The following is a 21,324-nucleotide window of genomic DNA, read 5'->3' on the forward strand; positions in this document are numbered from 1 at the left end:
GACGACGCGACAACGCGACGACCGGCGTCGCGAAGCCGGCGATCCGGGGGCGTACGGGGATCCGGCACGGGTTCCGGGTGTGCCGGAAAGAAGGCGGCGGCCGCCGCCTTCATCCATCCGTTACGAAGCGACGCGAATCACGACCTTGCCGAAATGCTGGCCCGACTGCAGGTACGCATACGCTTGCGGCGCCTCGTCGAAGCCGAACACGCGATCGACCACCGGCTTGATCCGTTTCGCATCGACGAGCCGCACGACGTCGTCGAGCATCGTGCGGCTGCCGACCATGATCCCGTGCAGTTTCCGAATGCCGCCGATCAGCGACAGCAGCCCGAGTTCGGGGCCGCCGAACCCGCTGACGCCGCCGATCACCGACACGATGCCGCCCAGCCTCGTCGCGGCGACCGAGCGCGGCAGCGTGTCGTGTCCGCCGACTTCCACGACGAGATCCGCGCCCGCACCGCCGGTGAGCCGCAGCACTTCGTGCTGCCACTCGGGCGTCGCGCGATAGTTGATCGTTGCGTCCGCACCGAGTGCGCGGGCGCGTTCGAGTTTCGCGTCGCTCGCCGACGTGACGATCGTGCGCAGGCCCGCCGCGTGCGCGAGCTGCAGTGCGACGATCGAGACGCCGCCCGTGCCGAGCAGCACGACGGTCGAGCCCGGCCCCGCGCCCCCGTCGGCGAACAGCGCGTTCCATGCGGTGATGCCCGCGCACGACAGCGTCGCCGCTTCGTCGTAGTCGAGATGCGAGGGAATCGCGACCAGCGCCGCTTCGTCGGACACGAAGTGCTCGGCGAGCACGCCGTCGAATTGCGCGCCGGGCGAACCCGAGACTTTCTGCGGCGTGGGCGGCCCGTCGATCCAGCGCGGGAAGTACGTGTTGATCACGCGATCGCCCGGCTTGAAGCGCGTGACGTCGCGGCCGGTTTCGACGACTTCGCCTGCGCCGTCGGCGACAGGAATCAGCGCGTCCTTGCCGATGCCGAGATAGTCGCCGCGCGCGAACATCAGGTCGCGGTAGTTCAGGCCTGCCGAGTGGATTTTCACGACGACGTCGGTTGGCCCGACGGGGCGACGCGTCGCGTCGATGCGCCGGAGCGCGGCAATGCCGTCCCCCGGTCTGATTTGCCATGCGTGCATGTCGACTCCTTTTTCGAGATAGACCGGACTATCATAGTGTTGCGCGTCCGGACGCATTGGCGATTATTCGGCCAACGATTGTCGCCGGCACGGATACAAACCTGTCATCCCATCGGAGTGGAACTGCATGGACGAGCGGCTGAGAGGCATCGCCGAATTTGTCGACGTCGTCGAGTCGGGCAGCTTCGCCGCGGCGGCGCTGCGCCTCGGCATGACGCGCTCGGCCGTGGCGAAGATCGTCGCGCGTCTCGAACAACGGCTCGGCGCGCGGCTCTTGCAGCGCACGACGCGCCAGCTCGGCTTGACCGACGAAGGGCTCGTCTATTACGAGCAGTGCCGGCGGTTGCTGGTGGAACTCGGCGAGACGGAGGCCGCGCTCGACTCGGGCCGGCGCGAGCCGGCCGGGCGCGTGCGGATCAGCGTGCCCGTGCTGTTCGGCCGGCAATGTGTGGCGCCCGTCGTACGGCGCATCATCGAGCGCTATCCGCGGCTTGAAATCGACGTGTCGTTCAGCGATCGCCTGGCCGACCTGGTCAACGACGGCTTCGACATCGCGGTGCGCATCGGCGAGCTTGCGGATACGAGCACGCTCGTCGGGCGGCGGCTTGGCGTACAGAGGATGGGCATTTGCGCATCGCCGGCGTATCTCGAACGTCACGGCCGGCCGACTGGATCCGACGAGCTCGCGTCGCACGTCGGCATCGCGTATTCGCGCGGCGGGCAGCCGACGCCGTGGCGGATCATCGGCCCGGACGGCGCGGTGCACGACCATCGCCCGGCCGGCCGCCTGCGGTTCGACGACCTGCTGGCGATCGCGGACGCGGCCGCAGCCGGCGCGGGCCTCGCGTGGCTGCCGTGCTGGCTGATGGCGCCGTACGTGCGCGACGGGCGTCTCGCGCTCGTGATGGACAGCGACAGCGTGTCGGGCGCCGAAGTGTTCGCGGTGCGGCCGGCGTCGCGCAACGTGCCGTCGAAGGTGCGCGTCGTCATCGATGCGTTCGTCGACGAGATTCCGCGCATGCTGGCATCGGACGACGCCGACGGCGAGCGCGTGCCGCGGCGCAGCGTTCACGCTACGTAGCGACGCCGCAGGATCGGGCGATGCGGAAGACGCGGACGACGGCGACCACACGCGTTTTCTGCGCCTGACGGACAATCGGTGCGGGTCGTGCATGCGCCGCGCGCGAGCGCGCTCGTCGGTTGCACGCGCACGTGGGCGCTGGAACTCGCCGGACACGGCGTGACGGTCAACGCGCTCGCGGTGAACGGCGGCGGTACCCTCGGCGGACGCAACTGACGCAACGCGTGCATGACGGCGCGAGTCGTCGATCAACGGGCGGCGTGCATATTCCTGCTTCCCGTTAGCATGTGACGAATCCGACTTTGGGTGCCGCGCGGGCGCCGCTAAGATCGCCGATCCGTAATCGAGCGTTCGACAAAATGAAAAAGTCCGCGTCGCCGTTGCATGCCTTCCGTTTCCGTGTCGTCTGCGCCGCGATTGCCGGCGCGTTGTCGCTCGCATCGTGCGGGGGCGTCGACAGCGATGCGCCGTCGCAGTCCGCCGCGACACCGCCGCAGGCCGCGAAGCGCCCGAACATCCTGTACATCATGGCCGACGATCTCGGCTACTCCGACATCCATGCGTTCGGCGGCGAGATCAACACGCCGAACCTCGACGCGCTCGTCGCGTCGGGCCGCATCCTGTCGAACCACCACACGGGCACCGTCTGCGCGATCACGCGCGCGATGCTGATTTCCGGCACCGATCACCACCTCGTCGGCGAAGGCACGATGGGCGTGCCGACCGACGAGCGGCGCGGGCTGCCCGGCTACGAGGGCTACCTGAACGATCGCGCGCTGTCGTTCGCACAACTACTGAAGGACGCCGGCTATCACACGTACATCGCGGGCAAGTGGCACATCGGCTCGGGGATCGTCGGCAGTGCGACGGGCAGCGGCCAGACGCCCGACCAGTGGGGTTTCGAGCGCAGCTACGTGCTGCTCGGCGGCGCGGCGACGAACCATTTCGCGCACGAGCCGGCCGGCTCGTCGAACTACACGGAAGACGGCAGCTACGTGCAGCCGGGCCAGCCCGGACAGCCGGGCGGCGCGGGCGGCAATCCGGCCGTGTTCTACTCGACGGACTTCTATACGCAGAAGCTGATCTCGTACATCGATGCGAACAGGCAGGACGGCAAGCCGTTCTTCGCGTACGCGGCCTACACGTCGCCGCACTGGCCGCTGCAGGTGCCGGACCCGTGGCTGCACAAGTACGCGGGCGTATACGACGCCGGCTACGATGCGATCCGCAACGCGCGGATCGCGCGGCAGAAGGCGCTCGGCCTGATCCCCGCCGACTTCAAGCCGTTCGACGGCCTGCCCGAGACGACGGCCGCGTCGCCGGCAACGGCGAACAACGGCACCGCGAACGCGAAGTACATCAGCGCCGTGCATTCCGCCGCCGACGGCTACAGCGACTACGGCACCGGCAAGGTCGACAAGCTGTGGGCGAGCCTGAGCCCGGCCGAGCGCCGCGCGCAGGCGCGCTACATGGAGATCTACGCGGGGATGGTCGAGAATCTCGACTACAACATCGGCCTCCTGATCCAGCACCTGAAGGACATCGGCGAATACGACAACACGTTCATCATGTTCCAGTCGGACAACGGCGCGGAAGGCTGGCCGATCGACTCCGGCGCGGACCCGACGGCGACCGACACCGCGAACGGGCAGGAGCCGGTCTATTCGACGCTCGGCACCGACAACGGCAAGCAGAACGCGCAACGGCTGCAGTACGGGCTGCGCTGGGCCGAAGTGAGCGCGACGCCGTTCCGGCTCACGAAGGGTTATTCGGCCGAAGGCGGCGTGTCGACGCCGACGATCGTGCGGCTGCCGGGGCAGACACGCCAGTTGCCGACGCTGCGCGCGTTCACGCACGTGACCGACAACACGGCGACCTTCCTCGCGGTCGCGGGCGTCACGCCGCCGTCGCAACCGGCGCCGCCGCTCGTGAACACGCTGACGGGCGTCGACCAGAACAAGGGCAAGGTCGTCTACAACAACCGCTACGTCTATCCGCCGACGGGCCAGTCGCTGCTGCCGGTGCTCACCGGCTCGGCGACGGGCGAGGTGCATACCACGCCGTTCGGCGACGAAGCGTACGGCCGCGCATACCTGCGCAGCGCCGACGGCCGCTGGAAGGCGTTGTGGACCGAACCGCCGCTCGGGCCGCTCGATGGCCACTGGCAGCTGTACGACCTTGCGGCGGATCGTGGCGAGACGACCGACGTGTCGGCGCAGAACCCGTCGGTGATCAGCACGCTCGTCGACCAGTGGAAGACGTACATGAGCAACGTCGGCGGGGTGGAACCGCTGCGTCCGCGCGGCTACTACTGAGGACGGCACGATGCGGTTCCGCTTCCGGACACTCGGCGCGGCACTCGCGGCCACGCTGTTCGCGGCTGCGTTCGCCGTCGGCTATGCGAGCCCGTCGGCGTCGCCCGCCGGCGCCTTCGACGACGCGAATCGCGGCCGCCCGCTCGTGCCGCTCGGCTCGGAGCGGCAGTGCGAGCGCTACTCGGGCCTGCCCGCGAAGTGGCGCGACGACCCGAAGGCCGGGATGGTGCACCTGAGCGGCGGCGCGTTCGTGTTCGGCAGCACACGCGGCTATGCGGACGAGCGTCCGGCGGGCGACGGCAAGACGCGCGTCGGCGGCTTCTGGATCGACCAGACCGACGTGACGATCGCGCAGTTCGCCGCGTTCGTGCAGGCGACCGGCTACGTGACCGAGGCCGAGCAGCAGGGCGGCGCGGCCGTGTTTCACGTGCCGACGCGCGACGAGCTGAACGCGCGCGACCTCGCATGGTGGACCTGGGTGAAGGGCGCATCGTGGCGGCAGCCGCGCGGCCCCGGCAGCAGCGTCGACGGGCTCGGCAACCTGCCCGTCACGCTCGTCACGCAGCGCGACGCGCTCGCGTATGCGCGCTGGCTCGGCCGCGATCTGCCGACCGAAGCCGAATGGGAATACGCGGGCAAGGCCGGTCGCGACGACGCGTCGCTCGATGCGGCGCCGCGCGACGCGCAGGGCAAGCCGGCCGCGAACTACTGGCAGGGCGCGTTCCCGGTGCTCGATACGGCCGAGGACGGCCACGCGGGCCTCGCACCGGTCGGCTGTTATGCGGCGAACGGTTTCCATCTGTACGACATGATCGGCAACGCGTGGGAATGGACGAAGGACACATACACGGGCCAGCATCAGTCGCACACGAACGGCGACACGGCGGCCGTCGCACCGCCGACGCGCCGGCACGACACGCCGATGGTGATCAAGGGCGGCTCGTTCCTGTGCTCGCGCGATTACTGCGTGCGCTATCGCGCGTCGTCGCGCGAGCAGCAGGAAGCGGATCTCGGTGCATCGCATATCGGGTTTCGCACGATTCTGAGGGATGCGTCATGAAGAGGGTGATTCATTGCGTTGCCGCGTCGCTGATCGTTGCGTGCGGTGTCGCCCATTCGGGCTGGATCGTTGCGGCCGAAACCGTCATGTCGACGATCCGCGTCGGCGTGACGCACGGCGTGCATGCGGACATCCTGGACGAGGTGAAGCGTGTCGCCGCCACGCGCGGGCTGAATGTCGACGTCGTCGAATTCGACGACGCGTCGCGCATCGATACCGCGCTCGCCGACGGCAGGATCGACGCGGCGAGCTTCGAGGACGCGCAGCGCCTTGCCGCGACGCGCACGGCGAAAGGTCATGCACTGAACGCCGTCGCGCCGACCGTCACGCTGCCGATGGCGCTCTATTCGCGCAAGATCAGGAGTCTGAACGAACTGCAGCCCGGCGCGACGGTCGCGATCCCGGCCGATCCGCGCGGGATGGCTCGCGCGCTCGTGCTGCTGCAGAACGACACGCTGGTGACGCTGCGCGACCAGGCCGGCCTGCACGCGACGCTGCGCGACGTGACGGGCAACCGGCTCGCGCTGAAGTTCGTCGCGCTGCGCCGCGACCGGCTGCATGCGGCGCTCGACTCGGCCGCGTTCGTCGCGATCGACTACGAGGACGCCGCGCGCGCGGGGCTGCAACCGGCGCGCGACAGCATCAATCTCGAGGATGCGCGCTCGCCGTATGCGAACGTGCTGACCGTGCGCGACGCCGACCGCATGAAGCCGTGGGTCGCGCAGCTCGTCGCCGCGTATCACTCGCACGACGTCGCGCATTTCATCCTGACACGCTATCAGGACTCGGTGCGGCGGCCGTGGTAGACGACTACCGCCTCGCGTGCAATGCGTGCGGCCGCTGCTGCAACAGCGCGCCGACGCTGTCGTTGCGCGAACTGTTCCGGCATCGGCACCGCTTCGTCGGCGCGCTGACGATCCATCGTGTGCCGAAGCGGCGCATCGGTGAACGAACGCGCGCGGGCGGACGCGAGCATGCGCTCGACGCGGACGACATTGCCGCCTGCGATGCGCTCGCGAACGCGTTGTTCCACCGCGCACGCGGCGCGAACGACGAATGGATTGCGCTGACGCTTCAGGGCTACGACTATCCGTCGCTCGGGCGCTGTCCTGCATTGGCCGACGACGGCCGCTGCAGCGTGCATGCGGACAAGCCTTCGATCTGCGGCGCCGTGCCGCTCGATCCGATGCTGCCGGACCGCCTGCAATCCCGCGTGCTCGCCGGGCGGCGCGACGAGACGGCGTGGCTCGGTGCGAATTGCATCGTCGGCGCGGACGGCGGCTCGGCTTCCCTCGATATGGCGTCGGCGCTGCCGCTCGTGACGGCAGGGCAGCTCGCGGACCGCGCGGCGCTCGACACGTTTCGCGATGCGCTCGCGTTCGAGCGTGCGGTATGGCGCGACGCGGTGTTCGCATCGCTGATCGACGGCGGACCGCAGGTGCGCGCGGCGTTGGCGCGGCTTGCGCCCGGCGGTTACCTGACGATGTCGATCGTGCCGGTGCTGCTGGCGGTCGCATCGGTGTCCGCACATTGCCGCGCGTTGTGCATCGACTTCATCGACGCGCAGCGCGCGTTGATCGACGCACGTATCGAGGCGGCGCTCGCACGCCGTCGTCTCGACGACCGGCCGGCGACGGCCGAATTGCGCGGCTTTGCGCAGGCACTCGAACGTGCGGGGAACGCACTCGCCGCCATGCCGGCCGCCACGGCGGGCACGCGCACCGACGCCCCGCGCATCGACGCGTGGCTCGACGATCGGCGCGCTTCCATCGCGCTCACCGCGTGACACCGGCGGCACGCCGCGCGTGCCTTACACTTGCGCTCTTTCAACCGTCTCCGACGGGGCGCGCATGTACGCATCGACCTTCATTTTCCGCGCAGGGCAATACGACGACGAATTCCACCGCCTCGACCGGCAGATCGCCGACATGGCGCGCGCGACGCCCGGCTACCTCGGCGAGGAGACGTGGGAGAACGCCGAGGCGGGGCTGATCCAGAACGTCTACTACTGGGAATCGGAGGCGGCGCTGCGGCAGTTGATGCAGCATCCCGCGCATCTGGAAGCGAAGGCGAAGCAGGCGCGCTGGCTGGACGGCTATCGCGTGGTGATCTCGCAGGTGCTGCACGAGTACGGCGACGGCAAGCTCGCGCAGCCGCATGCGCGGCAGCCGGCGTAAGCCGATCGCCGAACGGGCGATTCAGGCGCCGTGCGTGATCCGCCCGGCGTCGCCACACGACATCAAAGCGCCTCGACCAGCAGCCGGTTGCTCTTCTCGCAATACTCGTGACACGCGGCGCGTGCCGCGATCGACGCGCCATGCACGAACTTCGGCGCGTCCGCCCGCCGTGACATCGACACGACGATCGACGGCGGCGACGGCTGCAGCGGCAGCTCGACGACCTCGCCGCTCGCGATCAGCGCATCCACGAACAGCACCGGAATCGCGGCGACGCCGAAGCCGTCGCGCACGAGCTGCACGATCACCGAGATCGACGGCGAGCCGGTGATGCGCGTCTCCGACAGCGGCACGCCATGCGCGTGCGCGAGCGTGCGCACGATGTCCTCGAGCGCGCGGTGCGGCGCGGTACCGCGCCCGTAGGTCAGGATCGGCTGGCGCAGCACCAGCCGCGCGAGGCCGGCGCGCGCAGTCGGCAGCAGCCCCGCGCGCGCGATCCAGCGCACCGGATAGTTCGCGAGCGCGTCACAGACGACCGACGCCTCGTCGCTTCCCTCCACGCGAATGATCAGGTCCAGTTCGCCGGCCATCAGCCGGCGCTGCAGCACGACACTGACGTCGACGGTCAGGTCGATCTCCAGTTGCGGATAGTCGGCGGCGAGGCGGCGCAGGTAATGCGGCAGCCAGCTGTGCACGACCGTCTCGATCACGCCGAGCCGCAACTTGCCGCGCAGCGCGCTTTCGCCGGCCGCGGCGGCCTGCAGCTCGTGCGTCGCCTCGACGACGGCCTTCGCATAGCCGAGCAGGTACTCGCCGTTCGGCGTGAGCCGGAATTCGCGGCTGTCGCGATCGACGAGCACGGTCTGCAATTCGTCCTCGAGCGCCTTCAGGCGCTGCGAGATCGCGGCCGGCGTCGCATGCAGCGCGGCGGCCGTCGTGCGGAAGTTGCGCAGCTTCGCGAGCGTGACGAAGGTTTCGAGGAAACGCGTGTTCATGGCGGTCGGCAAGGCGTTGGGCGCGCAGCTTGCCCCGCTGAAAAAATGAACGGGACTGGGGAAAACCCGGCTTCGTGTAAAGAAATTCTATACACGCGACGCAAAAAAACTCGTTGGCGACAAAATTTTTTCTTTTCTATTCTTCGCCGTATCCGCTGACGCAACCGTCATTCCGACGACATATCGATCTGCCCGCGACCATCATGACGCCTACCGAATTCCGCCAGTCCGTGCGCAACGGCACGTTTCGCAGCCCGACGGCCGGCCAGTGCGGCCCGTTCGCGCAAGCCAATCTTGCGATCCTGCCGAACGCGTACGCGCACGATTTCCTGCGCTTCTGCCAGGCGAACCCGAAAGCGTGCCCGCTGCTGGGCGTGGGCGAACCCGGCGCGTTCCGGCTCGACGTGCTCGGCGAGGATCTCGACATCCGCACCGACGTGCCGAGCTACAACGTCTACCGCGACGGGCGCCTGACGGAGCGGGTCGAATCGCTCGAAGCGCTGTGGCGCGACGATTTCGTCGTGTTCGCGATCGGCTGCTCGTTCTCGTTCGAGGACATGCTGGCGCGCGAAGGGATCCGGCTGCGCCACATCGAGGAGGGTCGCAACGTGCCGATGTACCGTACGACGATTCCGAACCGGCGCGCGGGAATCTTCGGCGGCCAGCTGGTCGTGTCGATGCGGCCGCTGCGCGGCGCCGACGCGATCCGCGCGGTGCAGATCACGAGCCGGTTCCCGGGCGTGCATGGCGCGCCGGTCCATATCGGCCATCCGCAGGAACTGGGCATCGTCGATCTCGGCGCGCCCGATTTCGGCGACGCGGTGACGGTGCGCGACGGCGAGCTGCCGGTGTTCTGGGCGTGCGGCGTGACGCCGCAAACCGCGCTGATGGACGCGAAGCTGCCGCTCGCGATCGCGCATACGCCCGGCTACATGCTGATGACCGACATCACGAACGCGTCGCTGGCCGTGTTCTGACCCGACCGACGCCGGCGGCCCGCACGGGCGCCGGTCCGGCCCCGACGCGGCGGCATGCCGCGACCACAGACGATCCGCCCGCCCGGAGGGCGGCGCGCACCCGCGGCCCGACGAGTGCGATGCACGCACGACACGCACCACCCGCACCACACGCACCACACGCACCACACGCACCACACGCACCACACGCAAGGTTTCGACCGCATATTTCGACAGGAGCTTCACCATGGAAAGCAAGACCCTCGCGGCGCCCGCCGCCGACCCCGCGGGCCCCGCACGCAACGGCCTGTTCGGATGGTATGCGGACGCGCAGCCGCGCGAACGCCGCGCGTTCTGGAGCTGCAAGGTCGGCTACATGCTCGACGGGATGGATACGCAGATGCTGTCGTTCGTGATCCCGACGCTCGTCGCGACCTGGGGCATCTCGCTCGCGGACGCCGGCTTCATCGGCACGATGACGCTGCTCGCGTCGGCGCTCGGCGGCTGGATCGCGGGCATCCTGTCCGACCGGATCGGCCGCGTGCGCACGCTGCAGCTGACGGTGCTGTGGTTCGCCGTGTTCACCGCGCTGTGCGGGCTCGCGCAGAACTATCACCAGCTGCTCGCGGCGCGCGCGCTGATGGGCTTCGGCTTCGGCGGCGAATGGACGGCCGGCGCGGTGCTGATCGGCGAAGTGATCCGCGCCCGCGATCGCGGCAAGGCGGTCGGCCTCGTGCAGTCGGGCTGGGCGATCGGCTGGGGGCTGTCGGCGCTGCTGTATGCGCTGCTGTTCTCGGTGCTGCCGGCCGAACAGGCCTGGCGCGCGCTGTTCCTCGTCGGCCTCGCGCCGGCGCTGCTGGTGGTCGTGATCCGCCGCTACGTGAAGGAGCCGGACGTCTACGAGAAGGAGAAGGCCACGCAGGCGAAGGTAGCCGACGCGCCGCGCCTCACCGAAATCTTCGCGCCGAAGCTGCTGTCGACGACGCTGCGCGCGGCGCTGCTGACCACCGGCGCGCAGGGCGGCTACTACGCGATCACGACCTGGCTGCCGACCTTCCTGAAGACCGAGCGGCACCTGACCGTGATGGGCACCGGCGGCTATCTCGCGATGATCATCTTCGGCTCGTGGGTCGGCTACCTGACGAGCGCGTACCTGACCGACCGGCTCGGCCGCAAGCCGAACTTCATCCTGTTCGCGCTCGGCTCGATGGTGATCGCGTTCGCCTACACGTCGCCGGTGCTGCACCTCACGAACGCGTCGATGCTGTGGCTCGGCTTCCCGCTCGGTTTCTTCGCATCGGGCATCTTCTCCGGGATGGGGGCGTTCCTCACCGAGCTGTTCCCGACGCGGGTGCGCGGCTCGGGCCAGGGCTTCTGCTACAACGTGGGCCGCGCGATCGGCGCCCTGTTCCCGTTCCTGATCGGCGCGCTGTCGAAGCACTACGGGCTCGGCGCGAGCATCGGGATCTTCGCGGTCGCCGCCTACGGCGTGTTGATCGTCGCCGCGCTGACGCTGCCCGAGACGCGCGGCCGCGAACTCGACGCCGCATAAGGCTGCATGGGCGGGCGCCCGCCCGCCGCCTTTCTACCGCTCCCTTTTCATCGAAGCCCTCACGCGGCGCGCGACGCGCGCCGTGCGGCGGCGCTCGTCCTTCGTTCAACGACGCATCGAGTTCATCGCCATGACTGACCGACACACTTTCCCCGTTTCCTCCGACGCCGCGCGCTGGCAATTCTGGATCGACCGCGGCGGCACCTTCACCGACATCGTCGCGCGCCGGCCCGACGGCTCGCTCGTCACGCACAAGCTGCTGTCGGAGAATCCCGAGCAGTATCGCGACGCGGCCGTGGCCGGCATCCGCCACCTGCTCGGCCTCGCCGACGGCGAGCCGATCACGCCCGAGCGCGTCGACATGGTGAAGATGGGCACGACGGTCGCGACCAACGCGCTGCTCGAACGCAAGGGCGAACGCACCGCGCTCGCGACGACGCGCGGCTTTCGCGACGTGCTGCGCATCGCGTACCAGAACCGGCCGCGCCTGTTCGATCTCGACATCGTGCTGCCCGATGCGCTGTACGAGACCGTCGTCGAGGTCGACGAGCGGATCGGCGCGCACGGCGACGTCGTCGTGCCGCTCGACGCGCAACGCGCGGAAGCGGCGTTGCGCCGCGTGTTCGAATCGGGCGTGCAGGCGCTGGCCATCGTGCTGATCCACGGCTATCGCTACACCGCGCACGAGCGCGCGCTGGCGGACCTCGCGCGCCGGATCGGCTTCACGCAGGTGTCGGTGTCGCACGAGGTGTCGCCGCTGATGAAGATGGTGTCGCGCGGCGATACGACCGTGGTCGACGCCTACCTGTCGCCGATCCTGCGCCGCTACGTCGAGCATGTCGCGCACGAGATGCCCGGCGTGAACCTGCAGTTCATGCAGAGCAGCGGCGGCCTGACGCGCGCCGACGCGTTCCAGGGCAAGGACGCGATCCTGTCCGGCCCGGCCGGCGGCATCGTCGGGATGGTGCGCGCCGCGCGCGCGGCCGGCTTCGAGCACGTGATCGGCTTCGACATGGGCGGCACGTCGACCGACGTGTCGCACTACAACGGCGAATTCGAGCGCGTGTTCGAGACGCAGGTGGCCGGCGTGCGGATGCGCGCGCCGATGATGAGCATCCACACGGTCGCGGCCGGCGGCGGTTCGGTGCTCGGCTTCGACGGCGCGCGGCTGCGCGTCGGGCCCGAATCGGCCGGCGCGAACCCGGGGCCGGCCGCCTACCGGCGCGGCGGCCCGCTGACGGTGACCGACTGCAACGTGATGCTCGGCAAGATCCAGCCCGATCACTTCCCGCGCGTGTTCGGCCCGCATGCGGACCAGCCGCTCGACCGCGACGGCGTGGCCGCGAAATTCGCGGCGCTCGCCGACGAGATTCACGCGGCGACCGGGCGGCGCGACACGCCCGAGGCGCTGGCCGAAGGGTTCCTGGAAATCGCGATCGGCAGCATGGCGAACGCGATCAAGAAGATCTCGGTGCAGCGCGGCCACGACGTGTCGCGCTACGTGCTGACGACGTTCGGCGGCGCGGGCGGCCAGCACGCCTGCGGCGTGGCCGACGCGCTCGGGATGACGCAGGTGTTCGCGCATCCGCTCGCGGGCGTGCTGTCCGCTTACGGGATGGGGCTCGCCGACCAGACCGCGATGCGCGAGCGCGCGGTGGAAGCCGTGTTGTCCGATGAATCGTTGCCGGCGCTGAACGCGGCGCTCGACCGGCTGGCCGACGACGCGGTCGGCGCGCTGCTCGAACAGGGCGTGGCGCCGGAGCGCATCGCGACCGAGCGGCGCGTGCACCTGCGCTACCAGGGCACCGATTCCGCGCTCGACGTGCCGGCCGGCAGCGTCGCCGCGATGCAGCAGGCGTTCGAGGCCGCGTACCGGCAGCGCTATGCGTTCCTGATGCCCGGCACGCCGCTGGTCGCCGAGCTGGCATCGGTCGAGGCGATCGGCCGCTCGGATGCGCCGGTCGAGATCGCACCGCTCGTGCCGCGCGACACGGGCGCGGCGCCACGCGCGCACAGCGCCGTGCGTTTCCATTCCGGCGGTCAATGGCACGACGCGGCGCTGTACGTGCGCGACGCGCTGCTGGCCGGCGACGCGATCGACGGCCCGGCGATCGTCGCGGAGAAGAACGGCACGACCGTCGTCGAACCCGGCTGGCGCGCGCAGATGACCGCGCAAGGCAACCTCGTGCTGACGCGCACGACGCCGCTGCCGACGCGCCGCTCGCTCGGCACCGATGCCGATCCGGTGCGGCTCGAGATCTTCAACAACCTGTTCATGTCGATCGCCGAGCAGATGGGGCTGCGGCTGCAGAACACCGCGTATTCGGTGAACATCAAGGAGCGGCTCGACTTCTCGTGCGCGATCTTCGATGGCGATGGCAACCTGATCGCGAACGCGCCGCACATGCCGGTGCATCTGGGCTCGATGGGCGAGAGCATCCGCACGGTGATCGAGCGCAACCGCGGCCGCATGCGCGACGGCGACGTGTTCATGCTGAACGACCCGTATCACGGCGGCACGCACCTGCCGGACGTCACCGTCATCACGCCGGTGTTCGCGGACGGCTCGGACACGCCGCTGTTCTACGTCGGCTCGCGCGGCCACCATGCGGACATCGGCGGCACGACGCCGGGCTCGATGCCGCCCGATTCGACGCACATCGACGAAGAAGGCGTGCTGATCGACAACTGGCAGCTCGTGTCGGCGGGCGTGCTGCGCGATGCCGACACGCGCGCGCTGCTCGCGTCGGGCCGCTATCCGGCGCGCAACGTCGAGCAGAACATGGCGGACCTGCGCGCGCAGGTCGCGGCGAACCAGAAGGGCGTCGACGAGCTGCGGCGGATGGTCGGGCAGTTCGGCCGCGACGTCGTGCTCGCGTTCATGGGGCACGTGCAGGACAACGCGGAAGAAGCGGTGCGGCGCGTGATCGGCGCGCTGCAGGACGGCGCGTATCGTTATCCGCTCGACAACGGCGCCGAGATTCGCGTCGCGATCCGCGTGGACCGCGCGGCGCGCCGCGCGGAGATCGACTTCACCGGCACGTCCGCGCAGCTCGACAACAACTTCAACGCGCCGAAGGCCGTCTGCATGGCCGCGGTGCTGTACGTGTTCCGCACGCTGGTCGGCGACGACATCCCGCTGAACGCCGGCTGCCTGAAGCCGCTGACGGTGATCGTGCCGGCGCGCTCGATGCTGAACCCCGAGTATCCGGCGGCCGTGGTATCGGGCAACGTCGAGACGTCGTCGGCGATCACCAACGCGCTGTACGGCGCGCTCGGCTGCGTCGCATCGAGCCAGGGAACGATGAACAACTTCACGTTCGGCAATGATCGCTACCAGTACTACGAGACCATCGCCGGCGGCAGCGGCGCAGGCGACGGCTTCGCGGGCGTCGGCGCGGTGCAGACGCACATGACGAACTCGCGGCTGACCGACCCGGAGGTGCTCGAATGGCGCTATCCGGTGCGGCTCGACTCGCATCGGCTGCGCGCGGGTTCCGGCGGCGCCGGGCGCTGGCGCGGCGGCGACGGCGCGGTGCGGCGGATCCGCTTCCTCGAGCCGATGACCGCGTCGATCCTGTCGAACAACCGGATCCATGCGCCGTTCGGCGCGGCGGGCGGCGAGGCCGGCGCGCTCGGCCGCAACACGATCGAGCGGGCGGACGGCACGGTCGAGACGCTCGAGCATATCGGCCGCGCGCAGATGGCGCCGGGCGACGTGTTCGTCGTCGAAACGCCGGGCGGCGGCGGGTACGGCGCGGCGGGCTGAGCGGCAGGGGGGCGCACGCGGAAAGCGGTGCGGCGGGGCGCCCGCCGCACCGCTTTCGCGCGTTCCGGGCGGCGATCGCACCGGTTCCATTCATTCTGCTGCATCGGCTGCGCGGTCCGGCGATCTATTCGCTCGCACCGATCGACGCGATGTTGCAACGGCGCTGGGAATAAGGGCGCGCATTCACGCACGAACGGGCAACGAGAATCCCGATTCCGCGCGCGGCGCAATGCGATCCGACCCCGCCGCAGCGCCGTGCCGACACGTCGCTGCCGGGATGCCTCGATTTCCTGCAAACCGCCCGTCCGGCGGGCGCTCCGGCGATTCCACCGGCCGGGTTCGACGCGTTCGCGACCGGCTTCGTGCCTCCCGCCGATCACGAAAAATCCGTCATGCCAACCGAGTTCCAATTCCTTGACACCCCGTTCCAAATGTGAGTGCCAATCTTCTTCGTCATTTGATAAGATGGGTTCCATCATTCGTTTGGAAAACCTGCGCGCGAGATGCGCGAACGCCGGTTCGCATTGGTTGGAAACAAGTACGGAACGAGGGCCACTGGCACGGTCATCACGACTGCCCCACCGGGTACGCGCACTGCGCGCCCGGGGATCGGGGGCGGCCGGCTCGCCTCCGTCTACACTGTGCGTTTTTTCTGGATCGGGGCGTGTCCATGGATGACGAAAACGATCGCGCCGTGCTCGAAGCGCATCTCGGTACGCATAGCCCGTGCTGGCGGCTCGGCAGCGACAGCAATGCACTCGAGCTGGCCGCCGTTCGCGGCCTGACCAATGTCGCGGTGGCACTGACCGGCGAGCAGTCCGCGCGGATCCGCGCGCTCACCGGCGTCACGTCGCACCTCGTGCTCGAACTCGCGCTGTTCGGCGATCCGGTCAGCCTCCATCTGGTCGGCAGGAAGGTCGACACCGCCAATTGGGCCGGCACCGCCTCCGCCTATTCCGATACCGCGTCCGTCGCGGGCGACCTCGCGCACGGGCTCGCGTTCGCCGAGCAGGTCGTGTCCGAGGTGAATTCGCTCGTCGTGATCCTCGACCGCAACGGCATGGTGCAGCGCTTCAACCGCCTGTGCGAGGAAGTGACCGGCAAGCGCGAGGTCGACGTGATCGGCCGCAGCGCGTTCGAGCTGTTCATGAGCCCCGACCAGGGTGCGCAGTCGCGCAGCAACATCACCGGCTTTTTCGCGAGCAACCGGGCGTTCGAGGTCGAGCGCTACATCAACACGGTCAACGGCCCGCGCCTGTTCCAGTTCCGCAACAAGTTCGTGCAGAGCGGCAGCGGTGCCGACGAGCAGTTCCTGATCTGCTCGGGCGTCGACGTCACCGAGGAGCGCAACGCGCAGCAGCGGCTCAGCGAACTCGCGAATTCCGACGTGCTGACCGGCTTGCCGAACCGTCATGCAATCAGCGAGCGCATCCGCGTCGCGCTGGCCGCGGACCGCACCGACGTGCGCGGCCAGGTCGGCATCCTGTTCCTCGATCTCGACAACTTCAAGCGCGTCAACGACCACTACGGGCACATCACCGGCGACCGCCTGCTGCAGGACGTGTCCGCGGTCATCGGCGGCTGCCTGCCGTCCGGCGCGACGCTCGCGCGGCTCGGCGGCGACGAATTCCTGGTGCTGTTCGAGCACGGCACGCGGCCGCTGCTCGAGGCGACCGCGCAAATCATCCTCGAGCGGCTGCGTACGCCGATCCACCTCGGGCTGGTGGAGGTCTACACGAGCTGCTCGATCGGCATCGCGATGTATCCGCAGCACGGCGATTCGCTCGAAACGCTGATCCGCAGCGCCGACACCGCGATGTACGTCGCGAAGGAAGAGGGCAAGCATACGTACCGCGTGTTCTCGCTGGAGATGAACCAGAAGGTCGCGAAGTACATGTGGCTCGACACGAACCTGCGCAAGGCGCTCGAGGAAGAGCAGTTCGTGCTGCACTACCAGCCGGTCGTCGACATCGCGACCGGCGACGTGCACGCCGTCGAGGCGCTGATCCGCTGGCAGTCGCCGGATCGCGGGCTCGTCGCGCCGATCGAGTTCATCCGCTTCGCCGAGGAATCGGGGCTGATCGCGCCGCTCGGGCGCTGGGTGATGCGCACCGCGGCCGCGCAGGCCGCCGCGTGGAAGGCGAAGGGGCTCGACGTGCGGATCGCGGTGAACGTGTCCGCGCGGCAGTTGCAGGACATGAACATCGTCGATCAGTTCGCGTCGATCCTCGACAGCGCCGGGTTGAAGCCGAGCCTCGTCGACATCGAGCTCACCGAAAGCAGCTTCATCGAGGACGAAGAAGCGGCGCACGAGCTGATGAAGCAGTTCCGCCAGCTCGGCGCGGAGGTTCACCTCGACGATTTCGGCACCGGCTATTCGTCGCTGTCGCAACTGTCGCGGCTGCCGCTCGATTCGATCAAGCTCGATCGCAGCTTCATCACGGGCATCGACCGCAACCCGCGCTCGCAGGCGCTGGTGCGCTCGGTCGTGTCGCTCGCGCGGGCGCTGAGTTTCTCGGTGGTCGCCGAGGGCGTCGAGACGCACGCGGAAGCCGAATTCCTGAAGCAGATCAGCGTCGACCACGCGCAGGGTTTCTACTTCGCGCGGCCGATGCCGGCCCAGGCCTTCGAGGCCTGGCTCGCGGAAACCAGAAAGCTCAGGCTGATCGCCTGAGCCTCCCCGCATGACGGGCGTCGCCGCTTGCGCGGCGGCGCGCCGCTCACGTCACACCGTGCGCAGCTTCGACACGCGCCGGTTCTGCAGCATCACCAGGCGTTCCATGTACGCGAGATCCTTCGGCTCGATCGTGAACGCCGCGTGCACCCATTCCTCGGTGATGTCCATCAGCTCGGAACGCGTGAGATGGAACACGCGTTCGCGGGCGCGCAGCATCGCGCGCACGCCGTTCAGCTTCGGCTTCATCACGTCGATGAAGGTGCGTGTCGCGAGATATGCGTCGCCCGCGTCGAACGTCTGGTCGATCAGCCCGCGATCCTCGTACCACTCGGCCGCATGCGCCTCGCCGGACGAGATCAGCGCTTCCGCGAGCCCGCGGTCCGCCTTGCGCGCGACCAGCGAATAGCCGCCCATGCCCGGGAACAGGTTGAACGCGATCTCGGGGAAGCCGAGCTTCACGCCCTTCTGCGCGAGCATGTAGTGGTGCGCGAGGGCGGCCTCGAAGCCGCCGCCCAGCGCGCTGCCCTCGACCATCGCGATCGAGATCGCCCCGGTGCCGAAGCCCGTGTAGATCTCGTATACGCCGTCGATGCACGAGCGCGCGTAGGCCATCAGCTGGTCGCGGCGGCCGCTGCGGATCGCGTCGACGAAGAAGCTCAGGTCGCCGCCGACGTTGAACAGCTCGGGGACGAGCGAGCCCGTCACCCAGAAGTCGAACGGCAGGCCCGAGTCGCGTGCGACGCGCGCGAGATGGATGATGTCGGTGACGAGTTGCTGGTTGAAGCACGGCCGCGGCTCCGATCGCAGCATCATCCACATGACGTTGCGGCCTTCTTCGTAGAACGCGGTCAGTTGCGTGAGTTCGCCTGCTTCGTAAAACGGACGGCACGCCGGATGGGATTGGAGTTGCATGGTATGTCCTCGAGAGATGTGGTTTTTCAGAGACCGACGCGGCCGGCGACGTGGAAACCTGCCCCCGCACGGCGCCGGCCGCGAGGCACCGCCATTGTTGCGCGCGCACAAATGTCGAATTGCGGGGAACAACGCATGACGGGGGCGCGGGCGGGTATCGCGTCCGGCGCGAACCGTGCGGGTCATGCGGGTGATGCGAACGATGTGGTCGATGTGATCGCCCGGCGGGAGAACCGTGATGAGAGGTGGGCGGGATCGGGCCGGTGGTCGTCAGGGGCGGTGAAGGCAGCGAAGGCAGCGAAGGCAGCGAAGGCGGTGAGGGCGGTGAGGGCGGTGAGGGCGGCCGCGATGACGATGCCGTGCGCGATCCGCGCGATCCGCGCGATCGGCCGGCGGGCGGCGGGCGGTACGGGCACGCCGCTTCGGCCGACGCGCGGCGTGCCGGCCGCTTACGCGGTGAAAGCGACGCCGTGCCGCCGACCGCGTCTCATGGATTGTGCGGACTGGTGCAGCGGCCGGGCGTCGGCTAGCTTTAGAAGATGACGCCGCCGCGCCCGGCGTCCCGGGAGGGGACCGTGACCGCATTCCAGAAGATGTGGCAGCTGCTCGTCGGGAAGCCGCTGGACCCGCTCGATCCGCGCACGCGCCATGCGATCGCGGTGACGCCGTTGCTGGCCTGGGTCGGACTCGGCGCGGACGGCCTGTCGTCGTCGTGCTACGGCCCGGAGGAAGCGTTCCTCGCGCTCGCGCACCACACGCCGCTTGCGCTGTTCCTCGCATGCGCCACCGCGGCGACCGTGTTCATCATCGCGCTCGGCTACAACCAGGTGATCGAGCTGTTCCCGACCGGCGGCGGCGGCTATCGCGTCGCGACCTCGCTGCTCGGGTCGAAGCCGGGGCTCGTGTCGGGCGCGGCGCTGCTGGTCGACTACGTGCTGACCGTCGCGACGTCGCTCGCGAGCGGTGTCGACGCGTTCTTCAGCCTGCTGCCGGTCAGTGCGCAGGCGTTCAAGCTCACGACCGAGATCGTGCTGATCCTGCTGATGACGGGGCTCAACTTCCGCGGGATGCGCGAATCGATCATGGTGCTGCTGCCGATCTTCATCGGCTTCGTCGTGCTGCATTTCGGGCTGATCGTGTACGGCGTCGCGGTGCACGGCAGCGCGCTGGCGACGATCGTGCCCGACGCGGTGCACGAGGCGCACGGGATGTCGCAATCGCTCGGCGTGTTCGTGATGCTCGCATTGCTGATGCGCGCGTTCTCGCTCGGCGGCGGCACCTATACGGGCCTCGAGGCCGTGTCGAACAACGTGAACATGCTCGCGGATCCGCGCGTGCCGAACGGCAAGGCGACGATGTGGTACATGTCGACGTCGCTCGCGTTCACGGCCGGCGGCATCATCCTGCTGTACATGCTGTGGCACGCACGGCCCGTCGAAGGCGAGACGCTCAACGCGGTCGTGTTCGGCAGCGTGATCGATCATCTCGGGCTCGGCTCCGCGGTCGCGCGCCACGCGCTGCTCGCGGCGGTGCTCGCGTTCGAGGCAGGGCTGCTGCCGGTCGGCGCGCAGACGGGTTTTCTCGACGGGCCGGCGGTGCTGTCGAACATGGCGTCGGACTCGTGGGTGCCGCGCCATTTCCGCGACCTGTCGACGCGCCTCGTGCGGCAGAACGGCATCATCGTCGTCGGCCTGTCGGGCCTGCTGATCCTGCTGTGGACGCACGGCAGCGTCGACGTGCTCGTCGTGCTGTACAGCATCAACGTGTTCCTCACGTTCAGCATGTCGCTGCTGGGGCTGTGCACGTACTGGTGGCGCCATCGCAGCGAGCGCGGCTGGTTCAAGCACTTCTTCCTGTCGGCGCTCGGGTTCAGCGTGACGTCGACGGTGCTCGTCATCACGCTGATCGAGAAGTTCACGGCCGGCGGCTGGCTCACGGTGCTCGTGACGAGCGCGGTGATCGCGCTGTGCGTCATGATCAACCGCCACTACGCGTACACGCGCGCGCAGCTCGCGAAGGAAGACGCGCTGTTCTCGGGGCCGCCGCCTGCAGTCGACGAGGCGATGGCGCCGGGCAAGCCCGACCCGTCGCAGCCGACCGCGGTGCTGCTGGTCGGCAAGCATCGCGGCGCGAGCATGCACGCGCTGCTGTGGGTGAACCGGCTGTTTCCCGGGCACTTTCGCAACGTGATCTTTCTCGCGGTGGGCGAGGTCGATGCGAAGGCGTACGACGGGCACGAGCATCTCGAGCGGCTGCGTCACACGATCACCGAAGCGCTCGACTATTACGTCGCGCACTGCCGCCGCAACGGCATCGCGGCCGACTACCGGATCGCGTTCGGCACGAACCCGGTCGTCGAATTCATGAACCTCGCGTCGTCGACGCTCGATGCCTATCCGAACGCGGTGTGCTTCGCGAGCAAGCTGATCTTCAGGCGCGTGAATTTCCTGACCGCGTGGCTGCACAACCAGACGCCCGTCGAGCTGCAGGCGCGGCTGCACGTCGAGGGGCGGCAGATGGTGTTGTTGCCGATGAACGTCGGGTAGCGATGCACGCGGGAGACGCCCGCGCACGCCTGGAAACGATTCAACATGACGTGGCGCGTCAGAACGTTCAGTATCCGAAAGCTATTGCCCGTTTTCCCGGAAAGATTTGATAAGATGCGCGCGCTTCGACGCCATCAACAGAAC

General features: G+C 68.9%; 15 protein-coding genes and 1 pseudogene. 12 read left to right on the forward strand and 4 right to left on the reverse strand.

What is annotated here, in order from left to right; all coding sequences use genetic code 11:
* Positions 1–120 precede the first annotated feature (120 nt).
* Complete coding sequence (locus DID98_RS17765) at positions 121–1,140, reverse strand: NAD(P)-dependent alcohol dehydrogenase (RefSeq protein WP_124571112.1); 1,020 nt, start codon at positions 1,138–1,140, stop codon at positions 121–123.
* Between the two features lie 127 nt (positions 1,141–1,267).
* Here DID98_RS17765 and DID98_RS17770 point away from each other — a divergent pair, with 127 nt between their 5' ends.
* The 7 genes and pseudogenes from DID98_RS17770 to DID98_RS17800 all read left to right on the forward strand — a co-directional run bounded on the left by DID98_RS17770 (position 1,268) and on the right by DID98_RS17800 (position 7,773).
* Entirely contained in the window at positions 1,268–2,221 is a 954-nt protein-coding gene (locus tag DID98_RS17770) for a LysR family transcriptional regulator (RefSeq protein WP_124487720.1), read from the forward strand.
* 102 nt (positions 2,222–2,323) lie between these two features.
* Positions 2,324–2,401 (forward strand): annotated as a pseudogene (locus DID98_RS17775) (short-chain dehydrogenase); the annotation flags it as partial.
* Between the two features lie 179 nt (positions 2,402–2,580).
* Entirely contained in the window at positions 2,581–4,536 is a 1,956-nt protein-coding gene (locus DID98_RS17780) for an arylsulfatase (protein ID WP_124571113.1), read from the forward strand.
* A 10-nt stretch (positions 4,537–4,546) separates the two neighbouring features.
* The gene (locus DID98_RS17785; protein WP_124571114.1) at positions 4,547–5,596 is read left to right on the forward strand and encodes a formylglycine-generating enzyme family protein; all 1,050 of its coding nucleotides are present in this window, start codon (positions 4,547–4,549) and stop codon (positions 5,594–5,596) included.
* Complete coding sequence (locus DID98_RS17790; protein ID WP_124571115.1) at positions 5,593–6,402, forward strand: MetQ/NlpA family lipoprotein; 810 nt, start codon at positions 5,593–5,595, stop codon at positions 6,400–6,402. The genes DID98_RS17785 and DID98_RS17790 overlap by 4 nt, the downstream gene beginning before the upstream one ends.
* Entirely contained in the window at positions 6,396–7,382 is a 987-nt protein-coding gene (locus tag DID98_RS17795; protein WP_124571116.1) for a YkgJ family cysteine cluster protein, read from the forward strand. The genes DID98_RS17790 and DID98_RS17795 overlap by 7 nt, the downstream gene beginning before the upstream one ends.
* 64 nt (positions 7,383–7,446) lie before the next feature.
* Complete coding sequence (locus DID98_RS17800) at positions 7,447–7,773, forward strand: antibiotic biosynthesis monooxygenase (RefSeq protein ID WP_124520399.1); 327 nt, start codon at positions 7,447–7,449, stop codon at positions 7,771–7,773.
* A gap of 62 nt (positions 7,774–7,835) precedes the next feature.
* Here DID98_RS17800 and DID98_RS17805 read toward each other — a convergent pair whose 3' ends face one another.
* Positions 7,836–8,768 carry a LysR family transcriptional regulator gene (locus DID98_RS17805; RefSeq protein WP_124571117.1) on the reverse strand — a complete coding sequence of 311 codons (933 nt, stop codon included), beginning with the start codon at positions 8,766–8,768 and terminating at the stop codon, positions 7,836–7,838.
* 203 nt (positions 8,769–8,971) lie between these two features.
* Between DID98_RS17805 and DID98_RS17810 the strand changes: the two genes are divergently transcribed.
* From DID98_RS17810 to pdeR, 4 genes are all read left to right on the forward strand, one after another.
* Positions 8,972–9,745 (forward strand): putative hydro-lyase, encoded by a 774-nt coding sequence (locus DID98_RS17810; protein WP_124571118.1) that lies wholly within the window; start codon positions 8,972–8,974, stop codon positions 9,743–9,745.
* A 226-nt stretch (positions 9,746–9,971) separates the two neighbouring features.
* The gene (locus tag DID98_RS17815; protein WP_044847288.1) at positions 9,972–11,276 is read left to right on the forward strand and encodes an MFS transporter; all 1,305 of its coding nucleotides are present in this window, start codon (positions 9,972–9,974) and stop codon (positions 11,274–11,276) included.
* A gap of 130 nt (positions 11,277–11,406) precedes the next feature.
* Complete coding sequence (locus DID98_RS17820) at positions 11,407–15,045, forward strand: hydantoinase B/oxoprolinase family protein (RefSeq protein WP_124571119.1); 3,639 nt, start codon at positions 11,407–11,409, stop codon at positions 15,043–15,045.
* A gap of 670 nt (positions 15,046–15,715) precedes the next feature.
* Complete coding sequence (gene pdeR, locus DID98_RS17825; protein WP_124571120.1) at positions 15,716–17,719, forward strand: cyclic di-GMP phosphodiesterase; 2,004 nt, start codon at positions 15,716–15,718, stop codon at positions 17,717–17,719.
* 51 nt (positions 17,720–17,770) lie between these two features.
* Here pdeR and DID98_RS17830 read toward each other — a convergent pair whose 3' ends face one another.
* Positions 17,771–18,634 (reverse strand): crotonase/enoyl-CoA hydratase family protein, encoded by an 864-nt coding sequence (locus DID98_RS17830; protein WP_124571121.1) that lies wholly within the window; start codon positions 18,632–18,634, stop codon positions 17,771–17,773.
* Between the two features lie 182 nt (positions 18,635–18,816).
* Positions 18,817–19,050 carry a hypothetical protein gene (locus DID98_RS35860; RefSeq protein ID WP_185640864.1) on the reverse strand — a complete coding sequence of 78 codons (234 nt, stop codon included), beginning with the start codon at positions 19,048–19,050 and terminating at the stop codon, positions 18,817–18,819.
* A gap of 159 nt (positions 19,051–19,209) precedes the next feature.
* Between DID98_RS35860 and DID98_RS17840 the strand changes: the two genes are divergently transcribed.
* Positions 19,210–21,180, forward strand: a complete 1,971-nt coding sequence (locus DID98_RS17840) for an APC family permease (RefSeq protein ID WP_124571123.1) — start codon at positions 19,210–19,212, stop codon at positions 21,178–21,180.
* The last annotated feature ends 144 nt before the right edge of the window (positions 21,181–21,324 follow it).

It is taken from the genome of Burkholderia sp. Bp8984 (assembly GCF_003853755.1).
Lineage (GTDB): Bacteria > Pseudomonadota > Gammaproteobacteria > Burkholderiales > Burkholderiaceae > Burkholderia.